We start from the raw sequence: 23869 nt of genomic DNA, 5'->3' as shown, positions 1-23869 counted from the left end.
GTACCAATGACTGGCAGGGAATTCGGGAGAACGCTCATGAAGATCACCGGCATCAAGGCCTACAAGGTCGGCCTCCCGCTGAAGGAGGGCCGCTACAGCTGGTCGAACGGCAATTTCATCGAGGTGTTCGATTCCACCGTGGTGGCCGTGGAGACCGATGCCGGCATCACCGGCTATGCCGAATGCTGCCCGCTGGGCTCGGCGTACCTGCCGGCCTATGCCCATGGCGTGCGCGCCGGGCTGGAGGAAATCGGCCCTAAGGTGATCGGCCTCGACCCCACCGACCTTAACGTGCTGAACCGGCACATGGATGCGGTGCTGCGCGGGCACCCTTATGTGAAGGCGCCGATCGACATCGCCTGCTGGGACATTCTCGGCAAGGTGGCCGGCCTGCCGGTCTACAAGCTGCTGGGCGGCGCGGCGCAGGAGAAGGTCGCACTCTACCGCGCCATCTCGCAGGAAGCGCCCGAGGCGATGGCGAAGAAGATCGCCGGCTACAAGGCCGAGGGCTACACCAAGTTCCAGCTGAAGGTGGGCGGCGACGCCGACCAGGACATCGACCGCATCCGCGCCACCCGCGCCATTCTCGACGCCTCCGACATCCTGGTCGCCGATGCCAATACCGGCTGGACGCGGGCGGAAGCGGCGCGCATCTGCGCCGAAGTGGCCGATCTCGACGTGTATATCGAGCAGCCCTGCCCGACCTATGAGGAATGCCTCTCGGTGCGCGCCCGCACGGCACGGCCCTTCGTGCTCGACGAGGTGATCGACGGGGTGGGCACGCTGATGAAAGCGCTGGCGGATGATGCGATGGACATCATCAACCTGAAAATCTCCAAGGTAGGCGGGCTGACCAAGGCACGGCTGATGCGCGACATCTGCGTCGCCTCCGGCACGCCCATGACGATCGAGGACACCTGGGGCGGCGACATCGTTACCGCCACCATCGCCCATCTCGCCCGCTCGACGCCGGAGGAATTCTCCTTCTCCGCCACCGACTTCAACAGCTACGGCACGGTGGACATCGCCGACGGCGCGCCCAAGCGCGTCAACGGCTTCATGACCGCCTCCGACGCGCCGGGGCTGGGCGTGACCCCGCTGTTCGACGTGCTCGGCGACCCCGTGGTGGTGATCGGCTGAGCGCCACGCCCGTGTCCCGGACAAGCTGCAAGAGTGCAGCGCCGATCCGGGACCGAGCGCAGAGGTTCGGCGAAGCCGGCAACAACTTCGTCGGTCGCCTCCGGCGCAGTTTCTCCTGGGTCCCGGCGCGGCGCTTCGCCTTCGGCTCCGCTGGGCCGGGAAACGTATAGTCAACGCACTCAACGCGGCGAGGCCCCCATGCGTAGTTCCAAAATCATCCACATCGTCGGCTGCCACGCCGAGGGCGAAGTCGGCGATGTCATTGTGGGGGGCGTCGCGCCGCCGCCCGGCGACACCGTGTGGGCGCAGTCGCGCTTCATCGCCAGCGACAACACCCTGCGCAATTTCGTGCTGCAAGAGCCCCGAGGGGGCGTGTTCCGTCATGTGAACCTGCTGGTGCCGCCGAAAAACCCGAAGGCGGTGGCGGCGTGGATCATCATGGAGCCGGAGGACACCCCGCCCATGTCCGGCTCCAACTCGATCTGCGTGTCCACCGTGCTGCTCGACACCGGCATCGTGCCGATGACCGAGCCGGAGACGCATATGGTGCTGGAGGCGCCGGGCGGGCTGATCGAGGTCACCGCCTATTGCAAGGGCGGCAAGGCCGAGCGGATCAAGGTGCGCAACCACCCCTCCTTCGCCGACAAGCTCGACGCACAGCTGGAAGTGGAAGGGCTCGGCACGCTGACCGTCGACACCGCCTATGGCGGCGATAGCTTCGTCATCGTCGACGCCCATGCGCTGGGCTTCTCCATCAAGCCCGACGAGGCGAAGGATCTCGCCGAGACCGGCATGCGGATCGTCAAGGCGGCCAACCGGCAGCTCGGCTTTAAACATCCCGAGAATGCCGACTGGAACCACATTTCCTTCTGCCAGTTCGCCGCGCCTGTCGTGGAGCTGGACGGCGTGAAGTCCGGCGCCAATGCGGTGGCGATCCGCCCCGGCAAGATCGACCGCTCGCCCACCGGCACCGGCTGCTCCGCCCGCATGGCGGTGCTGCACGCCAAGGGCCAGCTGAAGGTCGGCGAGACCTTCATCGGCCGCTCGATCCTCGATTCGCGCTTCGAGTGCCGGATCGAAGGCGAAACGAGCGTCGGCGGGCGGCCGGCGATCCTGCCCTCCATCATGGGCCGCGCCTGGGTGACGCACACAGCGCAGCTGATGGTGGACCCGGAAGACCCCTGGCAGACCGGCTACCGCCTTTCCGACACGTGGCCCGTGTGGCAGCAGGGCTGACGCCCGCCCTCGGCTTCACCATCCTTCGAGGCTCGCGAGCGCTCGCACCTCAGGATGACGTTGTGAGCCACGATAAAAAAGAGGCGCCCGATGGGGCGCCTCCTGTATTCTAGGCCGGCGATTAAACTCAGCCGAGCGTGGCGCCGATCTTGCGCAGTTCGGGCAGGATCGGGGCCTTCGGGGTCCAGATCTTGTCGTATTCCGCGATAATCGGCGCCGCATCCGCCTCGGGCGGCACGATGATCTTGATCTCGGTGCCCTCGAAATTCTTCAGCAGCTTGGGCTCGTCCGTCACCGTGTTGTCGATCTGGATGTCGAGCGCTTCCTTGGTCGCGGCGGTGATGAGGGCGCGGTCCTCGCTGGAAAGCGACTGCCAGGCCCGGCCGGAGGCGAGCGCCACCATCGGCATGAACACCGCGTTCATCCGCATCAGCACCTTGGAAACCTTGTCGAAGCGCTGGTTCCAGCACAGATCGAGATCGGCCTCCAGCCCGTCGACCTGGCCATTGGCCAGCGCGTCGAACACCTGCGGGGTCGGGATCGGGGTCGGGGCGGCGCCGAGCAGCGAATAGAAGTCGCGGAAGGCCGGCGTGGTGTTGATGCGCAGCTTCATGCCGTTGAGGCCGGAAATCCCGGTAATCTCCTTGGCCGACATGACGACGCGGATGGTGGTGATGCCCCAGGCGAGGCCGATCGTGCCGGTTTCCTTCGGCAGCGGCTCCAGCATCCGCATGGCGATGGGCTGGCGCACCAGCTTGGCGCAGGCTTCCGTCGAGCGCACGACATAGGGCGCGAGGATGGCGGCGACGTTCGGCACCCGGTTGCCGACTTCGGCCGCCTGCAGGAAGGCCAGGTCGAGCGCGCCGGTCTGCAGCTGCTGCATCATGGCGCCTTCATTGCCGAGCTGGCCGGCATGGAAGACGGTCATGGTCAGCTTGCCGCCGGTCTTTTCCTTCAGCACCTCGCCGATCTTCTGGGCGGTGGTGTTCCAGGGATGGCCGGGCGGGGTGATGAGGCCGAGGCGCAGGTCGCGGGTCTGGGCGCGCAGAACGCCGGGAGCGGCAAGCGGCAGGGCGGCACCCGCCGCAGCGGCGGCGAGCAGGTTTCGGCGGGAGATCATCGGGGCGTTCCTTTCAACTCGAAGGGTTCAGCGAACGAGGGCAGTGGAGAGGCCGGGGAAGATCGAGAGCAGAACAAGCAGCAGGCAGGCAGCAAAGAAGAACGGCAGGGTGACGAGGAACATCTTGCCGGGCTTGGCCCCCGTCACCGCCGCCGCCACGAAGAAGCACAGCCCGACCGGCGGCGAGAGGAAGCCGAGCACGAGGTTCACCACCGCCACCACGCCGAACTGCACGGGGTCGATGCCGTAGACCTCGGTGGCGATGGGCAGCAGGATGGGCACGGTCATGATCAGGCCCGGTGCCCCGTCGATCACCGTGCCGATCACCAGCAGGATGACGTTGACCAGCAGCATGAAGCTGATCGGCCCGGTGGCGATGGACTGGATCCACAGCGCCACTTCCTGCGGCACCTTGGCGAAGACCAGCACCCAGGAGAGCACCCCCGCCGCCGCCACGAGGAACAGCACGATGCCGGAATAGACGCCTGCCCGCACCAGCATGCGCGGCAGTTGCGCCAGCGAAAGCTCGCGGGTCCAGAAGCGCCCGACCAGCACGGAGGCCAGGGCGCCGACGGCGGCGGATTCGGTGGGGTTGGCAAGGCCGGTGAGGATGGAGCCGACGATGACGATGGGAATCAGCAGCGTCGGGGCGCAGGCCATCACCGTGGCCACGCGCTCGCGCATGGTGAAGCTGTCGCCGCGCGGGTAGTTGTAGACATAGCCCATGACCGCGATGACGACGCAGAACATCGCGGTGAGCACGACACCGGGGATGAGACCGGCGACCAGCATGGTGCTGACCGGCACCTGCGCAAGCACCGAATACATCACGAACATGATCGAGGGCGGGATGATCGGCCCCAGCATGCCGGCATAGGCGGTGAGGCCGGCGGCGAAGGTCTTATCATAGCCCTTCGATTCCATCTCCGGCACCATGATCTGGGCCATGATCGCGACCTGCGCGGTCGCCGAGCCGAGGATGGAGGAGACGAACATGTTGGCCAGCATGTTCACATAGGCGAGGCCGCCGCGCAGCGAGCCGACAAAGGCCATGGTCATGGTGATGATCTGGCGGGTGATGCCGCCGCCATTCATGATCTCGCCGATGAGGATGAAAAGCGGGATGGCGATCAGCCCGTAATTGTCGACCGAGCCGAACATCTGCATCGGGAAGCTCTGGTAGAGCACCGGATTGCCGGACGCCTGGATGAAGACCACGCCGGCGAGGCAGATGGCGATGCCGATCGGCACGCCGATGAGCAGGAAGGCGAGGAAGGCGGCGCCGGTCAGCATCAGGCGACCTCTTCGGCATTGTGCAGGCCGATGCTGCTGCGATCGGGCGGCGCTGCCAGCCCCAGATCCTCGATCAGGTTCGCAGCGCTGTGGACCATCAGCGTGAGCGCGAAAAGCGGCATCACCAGATAGACCACCCAGCTCGGCCAGTTCAGCGTCTGGGTGCGCTCGGTGTAGAGGAAATTGAACGTCGCCCCGCTGTATTCCCGTGCGTCGAAACCGGCGGAGGCGATGCCGAGCGGGTCCATCCACAGCCAGCACATGGCGGCCAGCGCGAGGCCGAAGCCGAGGATGCAGAGCGTGGAGACGACGCGCATCGCCCTCGTCGCCCCCGCAGGGAGATGCTCGGTCAGCAGCGTCATCGAAAAATCGAGCCGCAGCCGCGACATGGCGGAGGCGCCGATGAAGGTGAGCCAGACCGTGGTGAAGATCGCGGATTCGTCGATCCAGTAGAGCGGGATGCGGCCGTAGCGGGTGACGACGTTGACGAGAATAAGCCCGGTGAGCAGCGCCATCAGCGCGCCGATGGCGAAGCGCTCGACGACCAGAAGGGCCTCTGAAGCCGCAGTGACGGCACGCAATGGCCAGCCACCGGCAGCAACGCCGTTGGTGTGCGACATGGTACCTGTTCCCCTCTTTTCCTGGATCGTAGATTTTATAAATTATCTCCGTCAATATGCCTGACGTGATTATTCCGGGCGTGACCACGCAAAATGAACCCGCTTCTCAAGCACCGCACCCTGACGGCCGCCATTCTCGACCAGTTGCGCAAGGCGATCCTCGACGGCACCTACCCGGCCGGGGCGCAGCTGCGGCAGGATGCGCTGGCGGCGACGTTCAAGGTCAGCCGCATTCCCATCCGCGAGGCGCTGTTCCAGCTCGACGCCGAGGGGCTGGTGCGCTTCGTGCCGCAGAAGGGCGCGGTGGTCGCCGCGCTCTCGGCCGAGGAGATCGACGACGTGTTCGAGCTGCGCCGGCTGCTGGAGCCACGCCTGCTCGCCCGGTCCATTCCTGCGCTCGATTCTGACGACTTCACCCGGCTCGACGCCCTGCACGCGGAAATGGTGACGGCGACGGCGGCGAACGATCTTGGCCGCTGGGGCCAGATCAACGCCGATTTTCATATGGCGCTCTACGCCCGGGCCGGACTGCCGCGCTCGCTGACCATCGTGCACGGCCTGCTGCAGACCAGCGACCGATACACCCGGGTGCATCTGAGCGATGTCGCCGGCATGGGCATTGTCGGCATGCAGCGGGCGGTGAGCGAGCACGCCACGCTCGCCGCGCTCAGCCGCGCCGGCGCTAGCGCGGCGGCCTGCGCCTTTCTCGACCAGCACATCCGGACGGTCCATGACGACCTGCTGCGCGAACTGGAGCGCAGCCAGCGCGAGGCGATGACGTGAACGCTGCCCTTTCCGAACCGGCCACGGTCCGGCTCAGCCTCGACGAGGTATACGCCCTCACCCGCGACACGCTGCTCGCGGCAGGGCTTGGCGAACCGCACGCGGCGGCAATCGCCCGCTCGATCACGCGGGCGCAGGCGGATGAATGCCATTCGCACGGGCTCTACCGGCTGCTTGGCTACGTCGCCTCCGTGCGCAGCGGCAAGGCCGAGCGGGAGGCGCTGCCCGTGCTCACCCGGACGACGCCGGTGATACTGAACGTCGACGCCCGCCACGCCTTCGCCCCGCTCGCCATCGAGACCGGCGTGCCGGCGCTGATCGAGGCCGCGAAGACCTATGGCATCGCCGCGCTGGCCATCCATGACTGCTATCATTTCTCGGCGTTGTGGGCGGATATCGAGCCGGCTGTCGAGGCGGGGCTCGCCGCCTGGTGCTTCACCGTCGGCCAGTGCTGCGTCGCCCCTGCCGGCGGCACGACACCGCTCATGGGCACCAACCCGATCGCCTTCGGTTGGCCGGGGCCGGAAGGCCGACCCTTCATCTTCGATTTCGCCACCAGCGCCGCCGCGCGCGGCGAGGTGGAACTGAAGCGCCGGGCGGGCGAGGCGCTGCCGGCTGGCTGGGCGGTGGGCCCGGACGGCACGCCAACCACCGACCCGGCTGCGGCCCTTGCGGGTGCCCTGCTGCCGTTTGGCGGGCACAAGGGATCGGCCCTCGCGCTGATGGTGGAACTGATTGCCGGGCCGTTGATCGGCGACCTCAACAGCCGGCAGGCGAAGGCGGTGGAGAACGGCGATTCCGGCCCGCCGCTCGGCGGCGAACTGTTCATCGCCATCGACCCGGCGGCGTTCGGTCGCGAGACGCTGGGGCAGCGCATGAGCGATGCGGAGGAAACCTTCGCCCTCGCCAAGGCGCAGCCGGGCGTGCGGCTGCCTTCCGAGCGCCGCTACGCCGCCCGCGCCCGCAGCGCCGGGGGCGTGCTGATCCCGGCCCGCCTTCTTCAGGAAATTCGCGCCCTGACGACCACCGGGGCGGAGCCGGGACGTAACGGTGGCGGCTAGTGGATCGACCGAAACTGATGGTACCCATCCGTTTCAAAAAGTTGCTCCACCAGCTCAACGCTTTGTGGGCCGACCGGGTCGCGACATCAGGGATCCCAATGTCGCGGTCGGACCACTAGCGAGCCGCCGCCTGCCTGGTTTATCTGGTGGTGGGTGTCGCGCCGATGGCGGGCCAATGACGGGCGGAGCGGCATGCACGAGCAGGCGGGGGAGGACACGCGGACGGCCGACGCGCGCACGGGCGCACCGTCCAGCCGCAACCGCAGCGGACAGCTTTCCGCCACAGCCCGGTTTGTCCTTCTGCTCCTGTTCGTGGTTTTTGGCGCCGCCGCCACCATCGCCTGGATGGCGCGCGTCCCTTCGCAAGACCATGTGCTCGCCCGCGCCGTGCTTGAGGACCGCGACGGCACACTGACCATCGACCAGATGGCCAATGCCGACTTCGCCCCGGCCCCGCCCATTCTGGCGCGCGGCTACACGCCGTCGACCTATTGGGTGCGGCTGACCATCGGCCCCGCCGACGGGGGCCCGCTCGTCCTGCGCATCCGCCCGACCTATCTCGACCGGGTCGCGCTGTTCGAGCCGGTGCCCGGCGCGCCGGACACGTGGCGCGAATATGTCACCGGCGACCGTACGCCATTCCTGGAACGCGATGTGCCCTCCGTCGCGCTCGGTTTCACCATCTGGCCCAGCGGGCCGGAGACGACCTATTATCTGCGCCTGACGACGACGAGCACCTCGATGATGCACGCCGAGGCGCTGACGCCGCAGCTGGCCGCGCTCGCCGACCTGCAGATTCACGCCAGCGAGATCTTCATTCTCGGACTGCTGCTGTGCACGTTGCTGTGGGCGGCGAGCGACTTCCTCGCCCGCCGCGACCTGGTCGTGGGCTGCTTCGCCATCAACCAGCTCTTCTTCATCAGCTACAATGTGCTGATCATGGGCTACGGCGCGCTTATCTTCCCCAATGCCGCGCCCGGCTTCGTCGATCAGCTGACCAGCATCGTCGTCATCGCAACCTCGCTGTTCTCGATCCTGACCAACAGGCTGCTGCTGCGGCAGTTCGATCTGCACCCCATCCCCCGGATGATACTGGATACGCTGCTGGGGCTCACCGTGGTCGCGCTGGGCCTGCTTATTTCGGGGGCTGCCCGCGAGGCATTGGCACTCAATGCCTATGTGGTGATGCTCATCGTTCCGCTGCTGCCGGCAATGGCCTTCGGCACGCGGCGCGAGGCCCCGCCCGGCCGGCGGACGCTGCGCATCTTCTATGTGATCCAGGCGTTCTCGCTGCTTCTGACCATGCTGCCGATCCTTGGTGTCCTGCCGGCGACGGCCTGGAACCTCGACGCCAACATCATCCACGGGCTGCTGTCCGACATGCCGCTGTTCGTGCTGCTGGCCCTGCGCTCACGCGCGGCGCGGCTGCGCGGTGTCGAGGCGCAGAGGGCACTCGACCTGACGCGCGGACAGCTGAAGCTGCAGCGGGCCCACTCCGAGATGCAGAACCGGTTCATGGCCATGCTGACCCATGAGCTGCGCACGCCGCTCTCGGTCATCCGTCTCGCGGTAGGCACCGCCAAGGTGGAGGGCGAGCCGCGCCGGCTGATCGAGGCCGCCTTCGGCAATATGGAAGGCATCATCGACCGCTGCAGCTTCGCCGACCGCATGGACCAGAAGGGCCTCGAGGTCGAGCGCACGCCGGTGGATTTGGCGGCGACGCTGCGCGCGGCGGTGTCGGCGAGCACGGAATCCGGTCGCGTCGCGCTGCGCGCCGAGGCGCTGCCCTCGATCGTCTCCGACGGACAGCTCATCGCCACGCTTTTGCACAACCTCATCGACAACGCGGTGAAATATTCGCCGGAGGGATCGACCGTCGAGGTGACGGCGGCCGTGGTGGACGCCGTTCCCGCGACGGGCGGGGCGGGGCCCTATGTCCGCATCACGGTCGAAAACGCCTGCGGGCGCACCGGCATGCCCGACCCCGCGCATCTGTTCGAGAAGTTCCACCGCGGCCCGCACGCGCGCACCAAGAGCGGTTCCGGGCTGGGGCTTTACATCGTCCACGGAATCGTCGACCTCCTCGGCGGATCGATCGCCTACGATTTCATCGAGGGAAGAGCGCGCTTCAGCGTCTGGTTGCCATGCTCAGCATAGCCGTCGTCGAGGACAATGACGATCTGCGCGCCGCCATCGTCAACGCGCTGGGCGGCGAGGGCCACCATGTCGTCGGCTTCGACTGCGCCGAAGCGATGGCCGAGCAAGGGCAGGCGCTGCGGATCGACCTTGTGGTGGTCGACCTCAATCTTCCCGGAGAAGACGGGGTGAGCCTCACCCGCCGGCTGCGCACGACCAATCCCGAGATCGGCATCATCATGATGACGGCCCGCACCCGCACCGACGACAAGCGGATCGGCTATGAGAGCGGCGCCGACATCTATCTGGCGAAGCCGGTCTCGCTCGACGAACTGTCCGCCGCCATCCTGGCCCTGTCGCGGCGGCTGCGTCCGGTCCTGTCGACCCCGGCGGCGCTGATGCTCGACACGGTGCGGCTCACCCTGGGCGGGCCACGGGGCGCGACCGCCCTCTCCGCCCCCGAGGCGGCGCTGATCGCCGCCTTCGCGCGGGCGCAGGACCACCGGCTGGAAACCTGGCAGATCATCGCGGTGCTGGAACAGGCCGACCGGGCGCCCAACCGCAATGCGCTCAATGTCACCATCTCCCGCCTCTCCGCCAAGCTGCGGCAGAGCGGGACCGCGCCGCACCCGATCCGGGCGATCCGCAACTGGGGCTACCAGCTCTGCGAGCCAATCGTCCTCACATGAGGGGTTCGCCGCGCACCAACGCGGCACCCTTTACCGTCGGTAATCTTCGGTAATCAACGCGTTAGCGACTTCGCTAGTTTCCCGCCCGACGGCAGGACACGGGGCGGGGATCGCAGAAGCATGGGCATCGCGGCTAATCGGGCGGAACGCAGGGGCGTCGTCGGGAGCATCGCCGTCGGGGGTATCGCTGTCGGGGGCACGATGATCGCCGCCCTCTCCGGCCTGACGCTGGAGGCACGGGCGGACTGCGTGCGCGACGACACGGTCGTGACCTGCGCGACACCCTCCCCCGCCGGCTATGACGAGACCGTCACCAGCGGGCGCACGGACCGGACCGTGAATGTCTCCGCCGACGTCGCGGACGGCATCGACATCACCCTCTCCACCGGCGGCGACATCACCATCAACCAGACGGCGGGAACGATCACCAACGATTACGGCGACGCGGTCTATCTGAAGACCACCGACGGCAAGATCACCGGCACGGTCGGCAGCATGTCCACCAAGGACAATGGCCTCGAACTCGTGGCCTCGGAAATCGACGTCACCGTCGCCGGCTCGGTCAGCGGCACGGGCAAGGCCTCCTCGGGCGTGGTGCTTTACGAGGTTGGTTCGGTGAAGCTGACCAATTCCGGCGGCGCCGACCATGCGATCACCGGCAACGCGGCCGGCGTCAATGTCTGGCGCGCCGATAGCCTGACCCTCATCAATGAGAACGGCAGCAGCATCAATGGCACCGCACGCGACGCCACCGGCGTCTTCGCCTATGACGTCAGCGGCGACGTGTGGGTCTCCAACGATGCCAGCTCGATCACCGGGCCCACGGCCTTTGGTGCCTGGGGCATTGGCGGGGGCGTGACCGTGCTGAACGGCAGCGGGACGATGTCCGGCTCCGATTACGGGATCGACCTCTGGGACATCGGCGGCGACGCCAGCGTCGTCAATGGCAGCGGCGTCCTCTCCGGCGGCAGCTACAGCGGCGTTTCCTTCGTGACCGTCGGCGGCGATGTGGAACTGCACAATGGCGCCGGCGGGCAGATCACCAGCATGGACGACTACGCCGTGCTGGCCTATCTGGTTGAAGGCGACACGCTGATCGAGAACCGCGGCGGCCTCATCGCATCGGCCGGTGGCGGCATCTATGCCGATGGCGCGAGCGTGACGCTCGTCAACGGCAGCGGGACCGGCGCGGACGAACTGGAGCAGTTCGGCTTCATCACCGGCGGCGTCGTCATCGACAGCGGCGCCTATTCGGCGAGTGACGACACGGGCGGCGCGACGCTTACCAACGAGGCCGGCGGCGTCATCATCAGCCAGGCCCTGCCCGTGCTCGACGGCGAGATCACCCGCGAGCAGATCGCCGCCGCCTCGGGCGACGTCGTGGTGAGCGCCTCGGGCGGCCGCATCGTCCTCGACAATCACGGCATCCTGATAGGCCGTGTCGAACTCACCAAATCCGACGACATTTTCGAGAATGCGGGCGTGTGGACCTTGGCCGGCGTCAACGAGTTCGGTGCCGGCGAGGACCTGCTGACCAACACGGGCACCATTTACGCCGCCGCCTTCGCCGAAACCGCCGAGACGACACGGTTCGATGGCCTCGAAACCTTCGTCAACCACCACTCCTTCAGCCTCGCCGATGGCGGGGCCGGCGATGTGGCGCTGTTCGCTGGCGACGTCGTCTTCGAGAAGGGCGCGGCCTACAGCCTCGATGTCGATCTCGCCGGCAATGCCGACCTGATCTCGGCCGGGGGCACGGCCACCATCGATTCCGGCGCCGGCATCCGCCTGCGGGCGGTGGACGACATCGCCTTCGGCACCGACTACCACGTGCTCACCGCCGCCGGCGGGGTGGAGGGCAATTTCGGCAATGTCGACGGCGAGGTCGAGATTTCCGCCTTTGTCGGCCTCACCTCCACCAACACCGGCAACGACATTTTTGTGCGCTTCGACCAGGCGAGAGACTTCACCGCCGCCGCCGCGACGCGCAATCAGATCGCTGTTGCCGGCGCGCTCGATACGTTGCCGGCAAAGGGGCCGACGAGCGGCCTGCGCAACGCGCTCCTGTTCCTGCCCACCGACGCGCAGGCGCGGGGCGCCTTCGATCAGCTCTCGGGCGAGGTGCACGCCTCGTCGCAGAGCCTGTTCGTCGAGCAGAGCAGCCTCATTCGCAACGCCCTGATCGACCGCGTGCGCGCCGCGCAGGGGGGCGTTGGCGCCTCCTCCGCGCCGGTGCTGAACTACGCCTCGGCGCCAAGCGCCAGCGACGCCGGCAGGGCGATCGAGAACGGCCTTGCCTACAAGGCGTCACCGGCCGCGGAGACCACGCCTGAGCGGGCGGTATGGGCCACCGGCTTCGGCTCCTGGAGCACTTTCGACGGCACCACCAATGCCGCCGGGCTCAACGGCGCCACGGGCGGCTTCCTGATGGGTGGCGACGCCGTGCTGGACGCCGGCTGGCGGCTCGGTGTTGCCGGTGGCTACAGTTCCACGTCCTTCGACGGACAGGGGGCCTCGGGCGACAGCGATAACTGGCATATCGGCGCCTATGGCGGCAACCAGTGGGGCGCGCTCGCGCTGCGCGCCGGTCTCGCCTACACGTGGCAGGACGTGTCGACCTCCCGCTCGGTGGCCTTCGCCGGCTTCGCCGACAGCCTGAGCGCCGACTACACCGCCGGCCTGTTCCAGGCCTTCGGCGAACTCGGCTATCGGCTGGACACGGCGTTCGCCGCCTTCGAGCCCTTCGCCAACCTCTCCTATGTCAACCTCGACACCGATGGCTATGGCGAATGGGGCGGCGCGGCGGCGCTCGCGTCCAGCGGCTCCGACATGGAAACCAGCTTCACCACGCTGGGCCTCCGGGCCGAGAAAGAGGTGCTGCTCGGCACGTTCGCAACGACCCTGCGCGGCGCGGCGGGCTGGCGGCACGCCTTTGGCGACATCACCCCGGTGGCGACACAGGCCTTTCTCGGCTCGGCCTCGTTCGACACGGCGGGCATCGCCATCGCGCAGGACGCGGCAGTGGTGGAAGCCGGCCTCGATCTGCGGGTCGGCGCCGGCGCCACGCTCGGCGTCGCCTATAGCGGCCAGTTCGGCGACGGTGTCACCGAGAACGGCTTCAACGCGAACTTCAAGGTGAGCTTCTGACGGTTCGCCTCGTGAAATCCCGGCGGAATGCGGGTTCCGCCGGCTCTTCGTGGCCCCACCGAAAGGCGGATTGCCACGAAGTCCCCGGGTGCCAGGGCGGGGCGCCCGGGGGATTATCTTTCGGCAAGGCGGGGCCGCCTATTCTTCCAGGTCCTCGCTGTCGACATCGGACGACAGATGCTGCACCGCCTCGCGGGTCGGCTGGCGGGTGAAGCCCTTGAGGTCGGCGGTCTGCTGGAAGTCGCGGGTGATCTCGACCGGGCTGACGACATAGGCCGTCACCAGTTCGGCGAGCGAGCGCAGCGCGTGCATGTGGATGCGCTCATAGCCGTGGGACGCATCGACGCCGAAGGTGATCAGCGCCGTGCGGACATCCGCCCCGGCGACCACCGCGCTGGCAGAATCCGAGCGATAGAAACGGAACACGTCCTTCTGGCAGCGGATGTCGTTGGTGCGGCAGAGCTCCGCCAGCTTGCGGGTGAGGTGATAGTCGAACGGGCCGCTCTGGTCGGCCATCGACAGGGTGACGCCGAACTCGTCGGAATTCTGCCCCGGCGCTGTGGTGCCGTTGTCGATGACGACGAGCGAGGCGACATCGGCGGTGAGCACGGCGGAGGCGCCGACGCCCACTTCCTCGGCGATCGAGAACAGCCAGTGAATGTCCACCGGCGTCTCGGCCTTGGCCTCGTGCAGGGCCCGGATCGCCGCCAGCATCACCGCCACGCCGGCCTTGTCGTCGAGGTGCCGGGAAACGATGAAGCCGTTGTCGAGGAATTCCGGCTGCGGGTCGATGGCGATGATGTCGCCGACCTCGAAGCCGAGATGGTGGAGATCGGCGGCGTTGCGCGCCCGCGCATCGACCCGCATCTCGACATGGTCCCAGCCGATCGGGTGCCGGTCCACCTCGTCGTTGAAGGTGTGGCCGGAGGCCTTCAGCGGCAGGATGGTGCCGCTATAGCCGCCCTTCTCGGTGAACACGGTGCCCCGCGCGCCCTCGGCGAAGCGTGCCGACCAGGTGCCGATGGGCACCAAGGAGAGCCGCCCGTTCTCCTTGAGCATCTTCACCTGGGCGCCGAGCGTGTCGACATGGGCCACCAGCGCCCGCGCGCCCAGATGCGTGCCGCCGGGGCGGACGGCGCGGATGGCGCCCCGCCGCGTCATCTCCACGCTCAGATCGAAGCTGGCGAGTTCCTTGGCGACGAAGCGGACGATGGTGTCGGTGTAGCCGGTGGGGCTGGGGATGGAGAGCAGCCGGCGCAGCACCTTGGCGAGGTAATCGGCGTCGATGGTCAGCCGCGTCATGCCTCCGCCCTCCCCTGCGGGGCATCCATCACCTGTCGCACCCCGGCGGGAATGGCGAGGGGGAAGAGCAGGTCGATGAAGCGCTCGGCGGTGGGCTGCGGCTCGTGATTGGCGAGCCCCGGGCGCTCGTTCGCCTCGATGAAGGCATAGTCCGGCCCGGTGGGCGACGTCACCATCAGGTCCACCCCGACCACCGGAATGTCGATGGCCCGCGCCACCTTGATCCCGGCGTCGACCAGCGTGGGATGAACCATGTCGGTGATGTCGTGGATGGTGCCGCCGGTGTGGAGATTGGCGGTGCGCCGCACCTTCAGCTCGCGGCCGGCGGGCAGCACGCTGTCCATCGCAAAGCCGGCGTCGCGCACCGTCCGCTCGGTCTCACCATCGCAGGGAATGCGGGATTCGCCTGATGTCGCGGCAGCGCGGCGGCGGCTTTGCGCCTCGATGAGTTCGAGAACGGTGCTGCGCCCATCGCCGACGACCGTGGCGGGGCGACGAATGGCAGCGGCCACCAGCTTGAAGTTGATCACCACTAGCCGAACATCCTCGCCCGCGACGCATTCCTCCACCAGCACCTCGCTGGCGAATTTGCGCGCCTCGGCGATGGCGGCGTCGAGCTCGTCGAGCGAGGCCACCCCGACACTGACGCCCTGCCCCTGTTCCCCGCGCGCCGGCTTCACCACCAGCCGCCCGTGCCGCTTGAGGAAAGCGGCGATCTCTTCCATCGGCGCGCTCGTGGTGAGCTGGGCGGGAACCCGCACCCCCGCCTCGGCGACGATGCGGCGGGTAATGCTCTTGTCGTCGCAGATCGACATCGCCACCGCCGAGGTCAGTTCCGACAGGCTTTCACGGCAGCGCACCGTGCGCGCGCCGAAGGCCAGCCGGAAAAAGCCGCCGGCGGGGTCCATGGCCTCCACCAGAATGCCCCGGCGGCGGGCCTCGTTGATGATGATCTGGGCGTAGGGATTGTAGCCCTCGTTCTGCTCGGGGCCGGCGAACAGCTTCTCGTTGATCGGGTTCTTACGCTTCACGGTGAAATAGGTGACGCGCTCGAAGCCGAGCTTCTCGTAGAGGGCGATGGCCTGCGTGTTGTCGTACATCACCGAGAGGTCCAGAAAGGCCGCGCCTTTGGCGGCGAAACGCTCGGCAAGGCAGCGCACCAGCGCCTCGCCAATGCCGGGCTGGCGCGCCTGCGGGTCGACCGCCAGGCACCAGAGCGACGCGCCGAACTCGGGATCGTCAAAGGCCAGGCCATGATCGACGCCCGTCACCGTGCCGATGATGCGCCCCGTCGCCTCGTCCTGCGCCACCAGATAGGTCAGCGGGTCGGGAGTGCGCGGCGACTGGAAGAACTCCAGCGGCACCGTCACCATGCCGCGCGAGGCATAGATGCGGTTGATCGCGTCCGCATCCGCCCCCGTCTCCAGCGCGCGGACCCGAAAACCGGCGGGCGGCCGTTCGGAAGGGCGATACGTCGCGAGGTTGAGCCGGAAAGTGTGGGAAGGATCGAGAAACACTTCCTGCGGCGCATGCGAAAGCAGCACATGCGGATCCTCGACATAGACGGCGATGTCGCGCCGATCCGGCCCCTCTTCTCGGAGCGTGTCGACGAGATCGGGAAGGTTGTCGAAAGTCTGGCCGAAGATCAGCCGGCCCCAGCCGACATCAAGGGCGCAATGGGATGTCACGGTGCTCTCCTCCCGCTCAGACGCCATGCGACTGGAGCCACATCTCCAGCAGCGCCACCTGCCACAGCTCCGATCCGCGCAGCGGGGTGATGTGGGAGACGGGATCGGCGAACAGCGTGTCGAGATAATCCTGCCGGAACAGCCCGCGTTCGCGCGCGGCCTGCGAACCCAACACGTCCTGCACCATGTCGAGATAGGGTCCGGAGATATATTTGAGCTGCGGCACCGGGAAATAGCCCTTGGGCCGGTCGATCACCTCATGGGGCACCACCAGGCGGGCGGCGTCTTTCAGCACGCCCTTGCCACCATGGGCGAGCTTGAAGGCGGGTGGGATGGTGGCGGCGAGTTCCACCAGCTCATGGTCGAGGAACGGCACCCGCGCCTCCAGACCCCAGGCCATGGTCATGTTGTCGACCCGCTTCACCGGGTCGTCCACCAGCATCACCTGCGAATCCAGCCGCAGCGCCCGGTCCACCGGGGTCGCGGCACCTTCCGCCATCAGATGCGCGGCGACGAGCTCGCGGCTCGCATCCGTGTCGGCGAGCCAGTCCGGCCCCAGCTGGCGGGCCAGCGTGGCGTGGTCACGGTCGAAGAAGCCGCGCGCATAGTCGCCGACCACGTCGTTGCTGTCGGCGAGCGGGGGGTACCAGTGATAGCCGGCAAACACCTCGTCGGCGCCCTGCCCCGACTGTACCACCTTGATCGACTTCGAGACCTCGCGCGAGAGCAGGTAGAAGCCGATATTGTCATAGGACACCATCGGCTCGGACATGGCGTGGATGGTGTCGGGCAGCGCACCCATCAGGTCCGAGGACGGCACGAAGATCTTGTGGTGGTTGGTGCCGAAGTGTTTGGCGATCAGGTCGGAATAGACGAACTCGTCGCCCTTCTCGCCATTGGCCTCCTCGAAGCCGATGGAATAGGTGGCGAGGTCCTTCTGGCCCTCCTGCGCCAGCAGGCCGACGATGATGGACGAATCCACGCCGCCCGAGAGCAGCACGCCGACCGGCACATCCGCCACCATGCGCCGGCGCACGGCGGTGCGCAGCGCGTCGAGCACCCGGTCGCGCCAGTCCTGCGCGGTCAGCGAAGAATCTTCCGCGCGGCGCTCATAGGGCGCCTGCCAATAGGTGCGCTCGGTGAAGGAGCCGTCCGGCGCGTAGCGGCGCACCGTGGCGGGGGGCAGCTTGCGCACGCCCTTGAGGATGGTGCGCGGGGGCGGCACCACGGCGTGGAAGCTCATATAATTGTGCAGCGCCTCGCGGTCGATCGAGGTGTCGACGTCGCCCGCCGCCAGCAGCGCCGGCAGGCTGGAGGCGAAGCGCAGGCGCTTGCCGTTCTCGGTGTAATAGAGCGGCTTGATGCCGAAGCGGTCGCGTGCCAGCACCACCGCGCCACTGTCGCGCTCGGCGATGGCAAAGGCAAACATGCCGTGAAAGCGCTCCACGCAGGCCTCGCCCCAGGCGTGGTAGGCCTTGAGGATCACCTCCGTGTCGCCCTGCGAGAAGAAGCGGTAGCCCTTGGCTTCCAGCTCGGCCCGCAGTTCGGGGTAATTGTAGATGCAGCCATTGAAAGTGAGGGTCAGCCCGAGATCGGGATCGACCATCGGCTGGGCGGCCTTATCAGAGAGATCAATGATCCGCAGGCGGCGGTGTCCGAAGGCGATGGGCCCACGCGCTTCCAGCCCGGCGCCGTCGGGGCCGCGCGGGGCGAGGACATCCATCATGGAGGCGATGGCGCGCGCATCGGCAAATGAGCCATCAAATCGAATTTCACCGGCAATCCCACACATGCGGTTCACTGTCTCCTTGCGTTTCGAGGCGTCGAGGAGAGGTCGCATCGCATCCGCCGATCCGACCTACTCCGATAGGGATAAGCGCACGGGGCGCTAAACGTTTCACCCGAGAGCCCGGTTTTTACCGTCGGCCTCCCCGGGCGACGCGGCGGCGGCGGACGGATGAGGTGGCGGAAGGCAGGGCACGTCAGCCGCCTTCGGGCCCCGTTGGGGCGAGGCGGGCCTTGACGCCCGCCATGGCGAGCGCGGCCACCGCCTCCAGTTCCTCCCCGCTCGTTCCGTCGCGGGCAAGGAGCGACATGCCGGTCTGCACCGTCTGCACGAACCGGGCGAGCGCCGCGCAATCCGTGCCGGCGGATATCTCGCCGTCGGCCACGGCCCGTTGTAGCCGGGCCTCAAGCCGGGCGAAGGTGACGGCGCGGGCCGCGCACACGAGCTCGCCGAGGGCGCGATGCTCCTCGCTGCCGACCGAGGCCAGCGCCACCATGCAGCCGAGGGGAATATCGGCGACGTTTCCGGTCAATGCAGACGCTGAATCGTAAAGCAGGGCGGCAATGGCGCCCTCGGCCGTCTCCGCCGTCCGGAACCCTGCCCAGACGAGGCCCTCATAGTTGCGCTCATAATGGCGCAGCGCCTCCACATACAGCGCCTGCTTGGAGCCGAAAGCGGCGTAGAGGCTGGGCGAGCCGATGCCCATGGCGTGGGTGAGATCGGCGATCGAGGTCGCCTCGAAACCCTTGATCCAGAACAGCCTCATGGCCTGCGCGAGGGCGGCGTCGCGGTCGAAGGCGCGCGGGCGCCCCCGGCTGCGGGAGGGGGCGGATTCCGGAGTGTCGGGTGTGCTTTCTATATTCTGCATCGATCGATAGATAATTCCTTGACGCCTCCGATCAACGGCCTTAGCTAATTCTATGTCAATCATTACAGAATGGACAGGCAATGAGCGAGTTGGTTGGTAAGCGCGCTTTGGTCACGGGTGCGTCGCGGGGCATCGGCGCCGCAATCGCGCTGGCGTTGGCGGAAAAGGGCGCGGATGTCGCCCTCACCTATGAGCGCTCGGCGGAGCGGGCGGCAGAGGTCGTGCGCTCCATCGAGGCCACGGGCCGGCGGGGCGTGGCGATCCAGGCCGACAGCGCCGACCCGTCGGCGGTGCAACGTTCGGTGGCGGAAGCGGTGGACGGGCTCGGCGGGCTCGACATCCTCGTCAACAATGCCGGTATCGCCCGCCAGGGGCCCATGGCGGAGATAAGCCTCGCCGACATCGACGCCCTGCTGAACGTCAATGTGCGGGCGGTGGTGCTGGCCTCGCAGGCGGCCCTTCCGCATCTGAAGGCGGGCGGGCGCATCATCTCCATCGGCTCGAACCTCGGGGAGCGCGTGCCGTTTGGCGGCGTGACGGTCTATTCGATGACCAAGTCGGCGCTGCTCGCCTTCACCCGTGGCCTTGCCCGCGAGCTTGGCCCGGCCGACATCACGGTGAACCTGGTGCAGCCCGGCGCGACCGACACCGACATGAACCCCGCCAACGGCGACCATTCCGACGGGCTACGCGCCTTCACCGCGCTGGCCCGCTACGGCAACCCGGGCGACGTGGCGGCGGCGGTGGCCTTCCTCGCCAGCCCGGCGGCGCGGCAGATCACCGGCTCCGCAATCACCGTCGACGGCGGCTTCAACGCCTGAACGCACAAGGCGCACCGCGCAGGGCCCGGCCGGTTCGGGACCGGGCCCTGCGCTTGCCCTTGCGCTGCCCGCCGACGGGACATCGGCAGCCTTTGACCGCCACCGACAGCCGAGCCAGCGACGCCATTTTCCATCCTGTTCCGGCAAACGTCCACGCGCTCCGCCCGCCCCCAGGTGCGCGGCCGCACCGCCGTGTCTTGACCCCGCGCTCTTGGTATGTACACTGGTCTTACCACGGCAAGACTAGGGCTCTATCCCGGCGATGGACGAGACATTCGAGATAACCCGCCTCGACGAGCAGGGCGGCAAAGGCTTCGAGAAGGTGTTCGCCTTCCTGCGCGAACGGCTGCTCGCCGGCGCTCTCAAGCCGGGCGATCGGCTGATCCCGGAACGCGATCTTGCCGCGCAGCTGGGCGTCAGCCGCCCCATCCTGCGCGAGGCGCTGCGGGCGCTGACGGTGCTGGGCATCGTCGAGATCCGCGACCGCGTCGGCACCATCGTGCGCCGGCCGGACATCTCGGTGCTGAACGACTTCTTCACCTTCGCCCTCGCCCATCGCGCCGACCTGATGGACGACATCGTCCAGGCGCGCGTGGCCATCGAGTGCCAGTCGATCCGGCTGGCGGCGGAGCGGGCGAGCGTGGGCGACCTTGAGCGCCTGCAGACCGCGCTGCGCCGGATCGAGGCGACGATCGACGATGTCGACGCCGGCGGCCGGGCCGATTTCGATTTCCATCACGCCATCGTCCAGGCCAGCGGCTCGGAGACGCTCCGCGTGCTCTACGAGTCGATGTCGGCCGTGCTGATGCGCTCGCATGTCGACCGCCGCCATCTCGTCGGCATCTTCGACATGCGGACCTACCTCATCGAAGACCACAAGCGCGTCTTCGACGCCATTGTCGCCGGCGACCCCGAGGTCGCGGACCGCTCTCTGCGCGAGCACTTCGCCATTGGCGACGAGTTCCGCCGCAAGCTCGCCATCCAGGGAGGGCCCCGGGCCAGCACGCCCGACTGAACCGCGCCACAACAAAAAACGCAGGATGCTATGGGACGGAAACAACAAGGAAGCGTCGGCTTCATCGGCCTCGGCACGATGGGCCGCGAAATGGCACGCAATCTTCTCGAAGCCGGCTTCGCCGTGCGCGTGTTCGACGTCGTGCCGGCGGCGATCGACGCTCTCGTCGCGCTCGGCGCGCAGGCGGCAACCGGGCCGGCCGATGCCGCCCGCGACGCCGACATCGCCATCACCATGCTGCCCGACACGCCGCAGGTCGAGGAGGTCGTGCTCGGCGCTGGTGGCCTTCTGGCCGATCCGCCGCGCGGGCGCCTTGTCGTCGACATGAGCACGATCGCGCCGGTGGCGGTTCGGCGCATGGCGGCCGAACTGAAGGCCAGCGGGATCGACCTCCTCGATGCCCCGGTTTCCGGCGGCCCGGTCGGCGCCAAGAATGCCGCGCTCTCCATCATGGCCGGCGGCGAGGCCGAGGCGTTTTCCCGCGCGCGTCCCTTCTTCGAGGCGATGGGCACGACCATCAATCATGTGGGCGGCCCCGGCGCCGGCCAGGCGGTGAAGCTGTGCAACCAGCTCATCTGCGGCATCAACATCCAGGCGATCTGCGAGGCCTTGGCGCTCGGGCGGGCGTGCGGGGTCGATCTCGACCAGCTCCGGCAGGTGTTGCTGGGCGGCTCGGCCGCCTCCTGGATGCTCGACAGGCTGGGCCCGGCGATGATTGCCGGCGACGACACGGCGGGCTTTCGCATCGATCTCATGCTGAAGGATTTGCGGCTGGTGCAGGAGCAGGCCCTCGCCCTCGCCGTGCCGCTGCCGGCAACGGCGCTCGTCACCAGCCAATATGTCGAGGCGCGCGCCCATGGCGAAGGCGCGAACGGCAACCAGGCGCTGTTCCGCGTCTATGACCGCATGGCCAACCAGCCGCGCCACCCCGTCGACGGCTGAGCCGCCGGCGGCCTTCCCCTTCGCCTCCTGGACAGTTGGGTGGAGCCTCCCTCATGGGTCTCGTACTTGATTTCTCGGTCGTGCTCGACCGCTGGCAGGCCCTGCTCGACGGCGCCACGCTGACGCTGCAGCTTGCCTTCATTGCGGTGGTGTGCGGCGCGGCCATCGGCGTGTTCGGCGCCATCGGCCGGCGCAGCGGCAATGCGCTGGTCGAGCGCCTGTGGGGCGCTTATGTCGAAGCCATCCGCAACACGCCGCTGCTGGTGCAGATCTTTCTCGTCTATTTCGGCCTGTCGAGCCTCGGGCTGCAATTCTCCGCCTTCACCGTCGCGGCCGTGGCGCTGACCATCAATGTCGGCGCCTACACGACCGAAATCATGCGGGCGGGCTTCGATTCCATCCACAAGGGCCAGATCGAGGCCGCCGAAGGGCTCGGCCTGTCAAAGGCGCAGATCTACTGGCACGTGATCATCTGGCCGGGCATCGAGCGGGTCTATCCCGCCCTCACCAGCCAGTTCGTGCTGCTCATGCTGGCCTCCTCGGTCACGTCGCAGATCTCCGCCGAAGAGCTGACCGCCGTCGCCAATTACATCCAGTCCGAGACCTACCGATCCTTCGAGACCTACATCGTCGTCGCGCTGATCTATGTGGCGCTGTCCTTCATCATGCGGTTCGGCTTCTGGCTTCTCGGCCTGGCGCTGTTCCCGCGCCGGCGCCGTCTCGGCACGCCGCTGTGAGGAGATGAACATGGGCGGCGCTCTCAACATCAACCACCTTCTCTTCCTCGGCCATGGCGCGCTGTGGACCATTGGGCTTTCCGCCATCGCGCTGATCGGCGGCGGCAGCTTCGGCTTCCTCGTCGCGCTCGGCCGGGTTTCGCCGAGCCGGGCGGTGCGCCTGCTCGCGGCGACGTATGTGCAGATCATCCAGGGCACGCCGCTGCTGGTGATCATGTTCCTGTCCTTTTTCGGGCTGGCGGCGCTCGGTCTCAACATCTCGCCGCTGCTCGCGGCCGGCGCCTCGATGACGATCTTCGTCGCCGCCTATCTCGGCGAAATCTGGCGCGGCTGCATCGAGGCGGTGCCGAAGCAGCAATGGGAGGCGGCGGAGGGTCTCGCCTTGTCCCGCAGCCAGCGCATGATCAAGGTCATCCTGCCGCAGGCCATCCGCATCGCCACGCCGCCCACCGTCGGCTTCATGGTGCAGATCGTCAAGAATACCTCGCTCGCCTCGGTGGTCGGCTTCGTCGAACTGACGCGCTCGGGCCAGATCATCAACAATTCGCTGTTCGAGCCCTTCATCATCTACTCGATCATCGCCCTCGTTTACTTCTCTCTTTGCTATCCGCTCTCACGCCTCAGCCGTCGGCTGGAGCGCACGGCCCTCCACAAGAAGCCGGCACTTGCGTGACACGACCCGAGGAACGCCAAGGAAACCTCCCATGAACGCTCATGTCATTCCGCCCGCCGCGCCCCCGAATGCCCCGGTCGTCGCGCTGCGCGACGTCCACAAGAGCTTCGGCGCGCTCAAGGTGCTCGACGGCGTCAGCTTCGCCGTCGGGCGCGGCGAGGTCATCGTGCTGATCGGCCGCTCGGGCTCCGGCAAGAGCACCGCGCTGCGCTGCATCGACCGCTTCGAGACGATCGACGGCGGCGAGATCGAGGTGTGCGGCCGGCGGGTCGACGACGCCCGGCTCGATGTGCGGGCCCTGCGCCAGGATGTCGGCATCGTCTTCCAGAGCTACAATCTGTTTCCCCACCTCACCATCGAGGAGAACATCACCCTCGCCCCGCACGCGGTGAAGAAGGTGCCGAAGGCCGAGGCCCGGGCGCTGGCCGCCAAGGTGCTGGCGCAGGTGGGGCTGGAGGAAAAGCTCCACGCCTATCCCGAGCAGCTTTCCGGCGGCCAGCAGCAGCGTGCCGCCATCGCCCGCTCGCTCGCCATGCAGCCCAAGGTGATGCTGTTCGACGAGGTGACGTCCGCTCTCGACCCGGAGCTCACCGGCGAGGTGCTGAAGGTCATCGAGGCGCTCGCGGCGGACGGCATGACCATGGTGCTGGTCACGCACGAGATGAGCTTCGCGCGCGGCATCGCCGACCAGGTGGTGTTCATGCACAAGGGCAAGGTCCACGAGGCGGGACCGGCCGGCATCCTCTCATCGCCCTCCACCCCCGAACTCGCGCAGTTCGTGGGCACGGGGCTCTGAGCCTTTACAACAAAAT

At 67.6% G+C, this 23869-nt stretch carries 20 protein-coding genes; 13 read left to right on the top strand and 7 right to left on the bottom strand.

The genetic code is table 11. The features are described 5' to 3' along the window. Positions 1-36: 36 nt before the first annotated feature. Both EV667_RS03725 and EV667_RS03720 read left to right on the top strand, forming a co-directional pair. Positions 37-1140 carry a cis-3-hydroxy-L-proline dehydratase gene (locus EV667_RS03725; protein WP_131833959.1) on the top strand — a complete coding sequence of 368 codons (1104 nt, stop codon included), beginning with the start codon at positions 37-39 and terminating at the stop codon, positions 1138-1140. 198 nt (positions 1141-1338) lie between these two features. After that, positions 1339-2376, top strand: a complete 1038-nt coding sequence (locus tag EV667_RS03720; protein WP_131833958.1) for a trans-3-hydroxy-L-proline dehydratase — start codon at positions 1339-1341, stop codon at positions 2374-2376. Positions 2377-2503: 127 nt separating this feature from the next. Here EV667_RS03720 and EV667_RS03715 read toward each other — a convergent pair whose 3' ends face one another. The 3 genes from EV667_RS03715 to EV667_RS03705 are packed head-to-tail and all read right to left on the bottom strand — an operon-like array spanning position 2504 to position 5409. Beyond that, positions 2504-3496 (bottom strand): TRAP transporter substrate-binding protein, encoded by a 993-nt coding sequence (locus EV667_RS03715; protein ID WP_131833957.1) that lies wholly within the window; start codon positions 3494-3496, stop codon positions 2504-2506. A 27-nt stretch (positions 3497-3523) separates the two neighbouring features. Then, positions 3524-4789 carry a TRAP transporter large permease gene (locus tag EV667_RS03710; protein WP_131833956.1) on the bottom strand — a complete coding sequence of 422 codons (1266 nt, stop codon included), beginning with the start codon at positions 4787-4789 and terminating at the stop codon, positions 3524-3526. Continuing rightward, on the bottom strand, positions 4789-5409 hold the full coding sequence (locus EV667_RS03705) for a TRAP transporter small permease (protein WP_131833955.1): 621 nt from the start codon (positions 5407-5409) through the stop codon (positions 4789-4791). Before EV667_RS03705 ends, EV667_RS03710 begins: the two co-directional genes overlap by 1 nt. A gap of 93 nt (positions 5410-5502) precedes the next feature. Here EV667_RS03705 and EV667_RS03700 point away from each other — a divergent pair, with 93 nt between their 5' ends. The 5 genes from EV667_RS03700 (at position 5503) to EV667_RS03680 (ending at position 13225) form a co-directional block, all read left to right on the top strand. Next, complete coding sequence (locus tag EV667_RS03700) at positions 5503-6192, top strand: GntR family transcriptional regulator (RefSeq protein WP_131833954.1); 690 nt, start codon at positions 5503-5505, stop codon at positions 6190-6192. Next, complete coding sequence (locus EV667_RS03695; protein WP_131833953.1) at positions 6189-7253, top strand: Ldh family oxidoreductase; 1065 nt, start codon at positions 6189-6191, stop codon at positions 7251-7253. The genes EV667_RS03700 and EV667_RS03695 overlap by 4 nt, the downstream gene beginning before the upstream one ends. A gap of 192 nt (positions 7254-7445) precedes the next feature. Continuing rightward, complete coding sequence (locus EV667_RS03690) at positions 7446-9410, top strand: sensor histidine kinase (protein ID WP_131833952.1); 1965 nt, start codon at positions 7446-7448, stop codon at positions 9408-9410. After that, positions 9398-10078, top strand: a complete 681-nt coding sequence (locus EV667_RS03685) for a response regulator transcription factor (RefSeq protein WP_131833951.1) — start codon at positions 9398-9400, stop codon at positions 10076-10078. The genes EV667_RS03690 and EV667_RS03685 overlap by 13 nt, the downstream gene beginning before the upstream one ends. Positions 10079-10279: 201 nt before the next feature. Next, the gene (locus EV667_RS03680) at positions 10280-13225 is read left to right on the top strand and encodes an autotransporter outer membrane beta-barrel domain-containing protein (RefSeq protein ID WP_245515954.1); all 2946 of its coding nucleotides are present in this window, start codon (positions 10280-10282) and stop codon (positions 13223-13225) included. A gap of 138 nt (positions 13226-13363) precedes the next feature. On the opposite strand, the gene EV667_RS03675 is transcribed toward EV667_RS03680, so the two are convergent. The 4 genes from EV667_RS03675 to EV667_RS03660 all read right to left on the bottom strand — a co-directional run bounded on the left by EV667_RS03675 (position 13364) and on the right by EV667_RS03660 (position 18869). Further along, positions 13364-14527 carry an osmoprotectant NAGGN system M42 family peptidase gene (locus tag EV667_RS03675; protein ID WP_131833949.1) on the bottom strand — a complete coding sequence of 388 codons (1164 nt, stop codon included), beginning with the start codon at positions 14525-14527 and terminating at the stop codon, positions 13364-13366. Beyond that, positions 14524-16242, bottom strand: coding sequence for an N-acetylglutaminylglutamine synthetase (gene ngg, locus EV667_RS03670; protein WP_131833948.1), 1719 nt, complete (start codon positions 16240-16242; stop codon positions 14524-14526). Before ngg ends, EV667_RS03675 begins: the two co-directional genes overlap by 4 nt. Next, positions 16232-18007 carry an N-acetylglutaminylglutamine amidotransferase gene (locus EV667_RS03665; protein WP_131833947.1) on the bottom strand — a complete coding sequence of 592 codons (1776 nt, stop codon included), beginning with the start codon at positions 18005-18007 and terminating at the stop codon, positions 16232-16234. The genes ngg and EV667_RS03665 overlap by 11 nt, the downstream gene beginning before the upstream one ends. 190 nt (positions 18008-18197) lie before the next feature. Further along, positions 18198-18869, bottom strand: coding sequence for a TetR/AcrR family transcriptional regulator (locus EV667_RS03660; protein WP_131833946.1), 672 nt, complete (start codon positions 18867-18869; stop codon positions 18198-18200). Positions 18870-18949: 80 nt separating this feature from the next. Between EV667_RS03660 and EV667_RS03655 the strand changes: the two genes are divergently transcribed. The 6 genes from EV667_RS03655 to EV667_RS03630 all read left to right on the top strand — a co-directional run bounded on the left by EV667_RS03655 (position 18950) and on the right by EV667_RS03630 (position 23853). Next, positions 18950-19690, top strand: a complete 741-nt coding sequence (locus EV667_RS03655) for an SDR family oxidoreductase (RefSeq protein WP_131833945.1) — start codon at positions 18950-18952, stop codon at positions 19688-19690. 262 nt (positions 19691-19952) lie between these two features. Next, positions 19953-20705: a FadR/GntR family transcriptional regulator gene (locus EV667_RS03650; protein WP_131833944.1), complete on the top strand. Its 753-nt coding sequence runs from the start codon at positions 19953-19955 to the stop codon at positions 20703-20705. Positions 20706-20735: 30 nt separating this feature from the next. Next, complete coding sequence (locus EV667_RS03645; protein ID WP_131833943.1) at positions 20736-21647, top strand: NAD(P)-dependent oxidoreductase; 912 nt, start codon at positions 20736-20738, stop codon at positions 21645-21647. Positions 21648-21700: 53 nt separating this feature from the next. Beyond that, positions 21701-22384, top strand: coding sequence for an amino acid ABC transporter permease (locus tag EV667_RS03640; RefSeq protein WP_131833942.1), 684 nt, complete (start codon positions 21701-21703; stop codon positions 22382-22384). Between the two features lie 10 nt (positions 22385-22394). After that, entirely contained in the window at positions 22395-23057 is a 663-nt protein-coding gene (locus EV667_RS03635) for an amino acid ABC transporter permease (RefSeq protein ID WP_131833941.1), read from the top strand. A 31-nt stretch (positions 23058-23088) separates the two neighbouring features. Continuing rightward, the gene (locus EV667_RS03630; RefSeq protein ID WP_131833940.1) at positions 23089-23853 is read left to right on the top strand and encodes an amino acid ABC transporter ATP-binding protein; all 765 of its coding nucleotides are present in this window, start codon (positions 23089-23091) and stop codon (positions 23851-23853) included. Positions 23854-23869 lie beyond the last annotated feature (16 nt).

The organism is Ancylobacter aquaticus, from assembly GCF_004339465.1.
GTDB lineage: Bacteria > Pseudomonadota > Alphaproteobacteria > Rhizobiales > Xanthobacteraceae > Ancylobacter > Ancylobacter aquaticus.
This window is presented reverse-complemented; position numbering and strand designations above follow the sequence as displayed.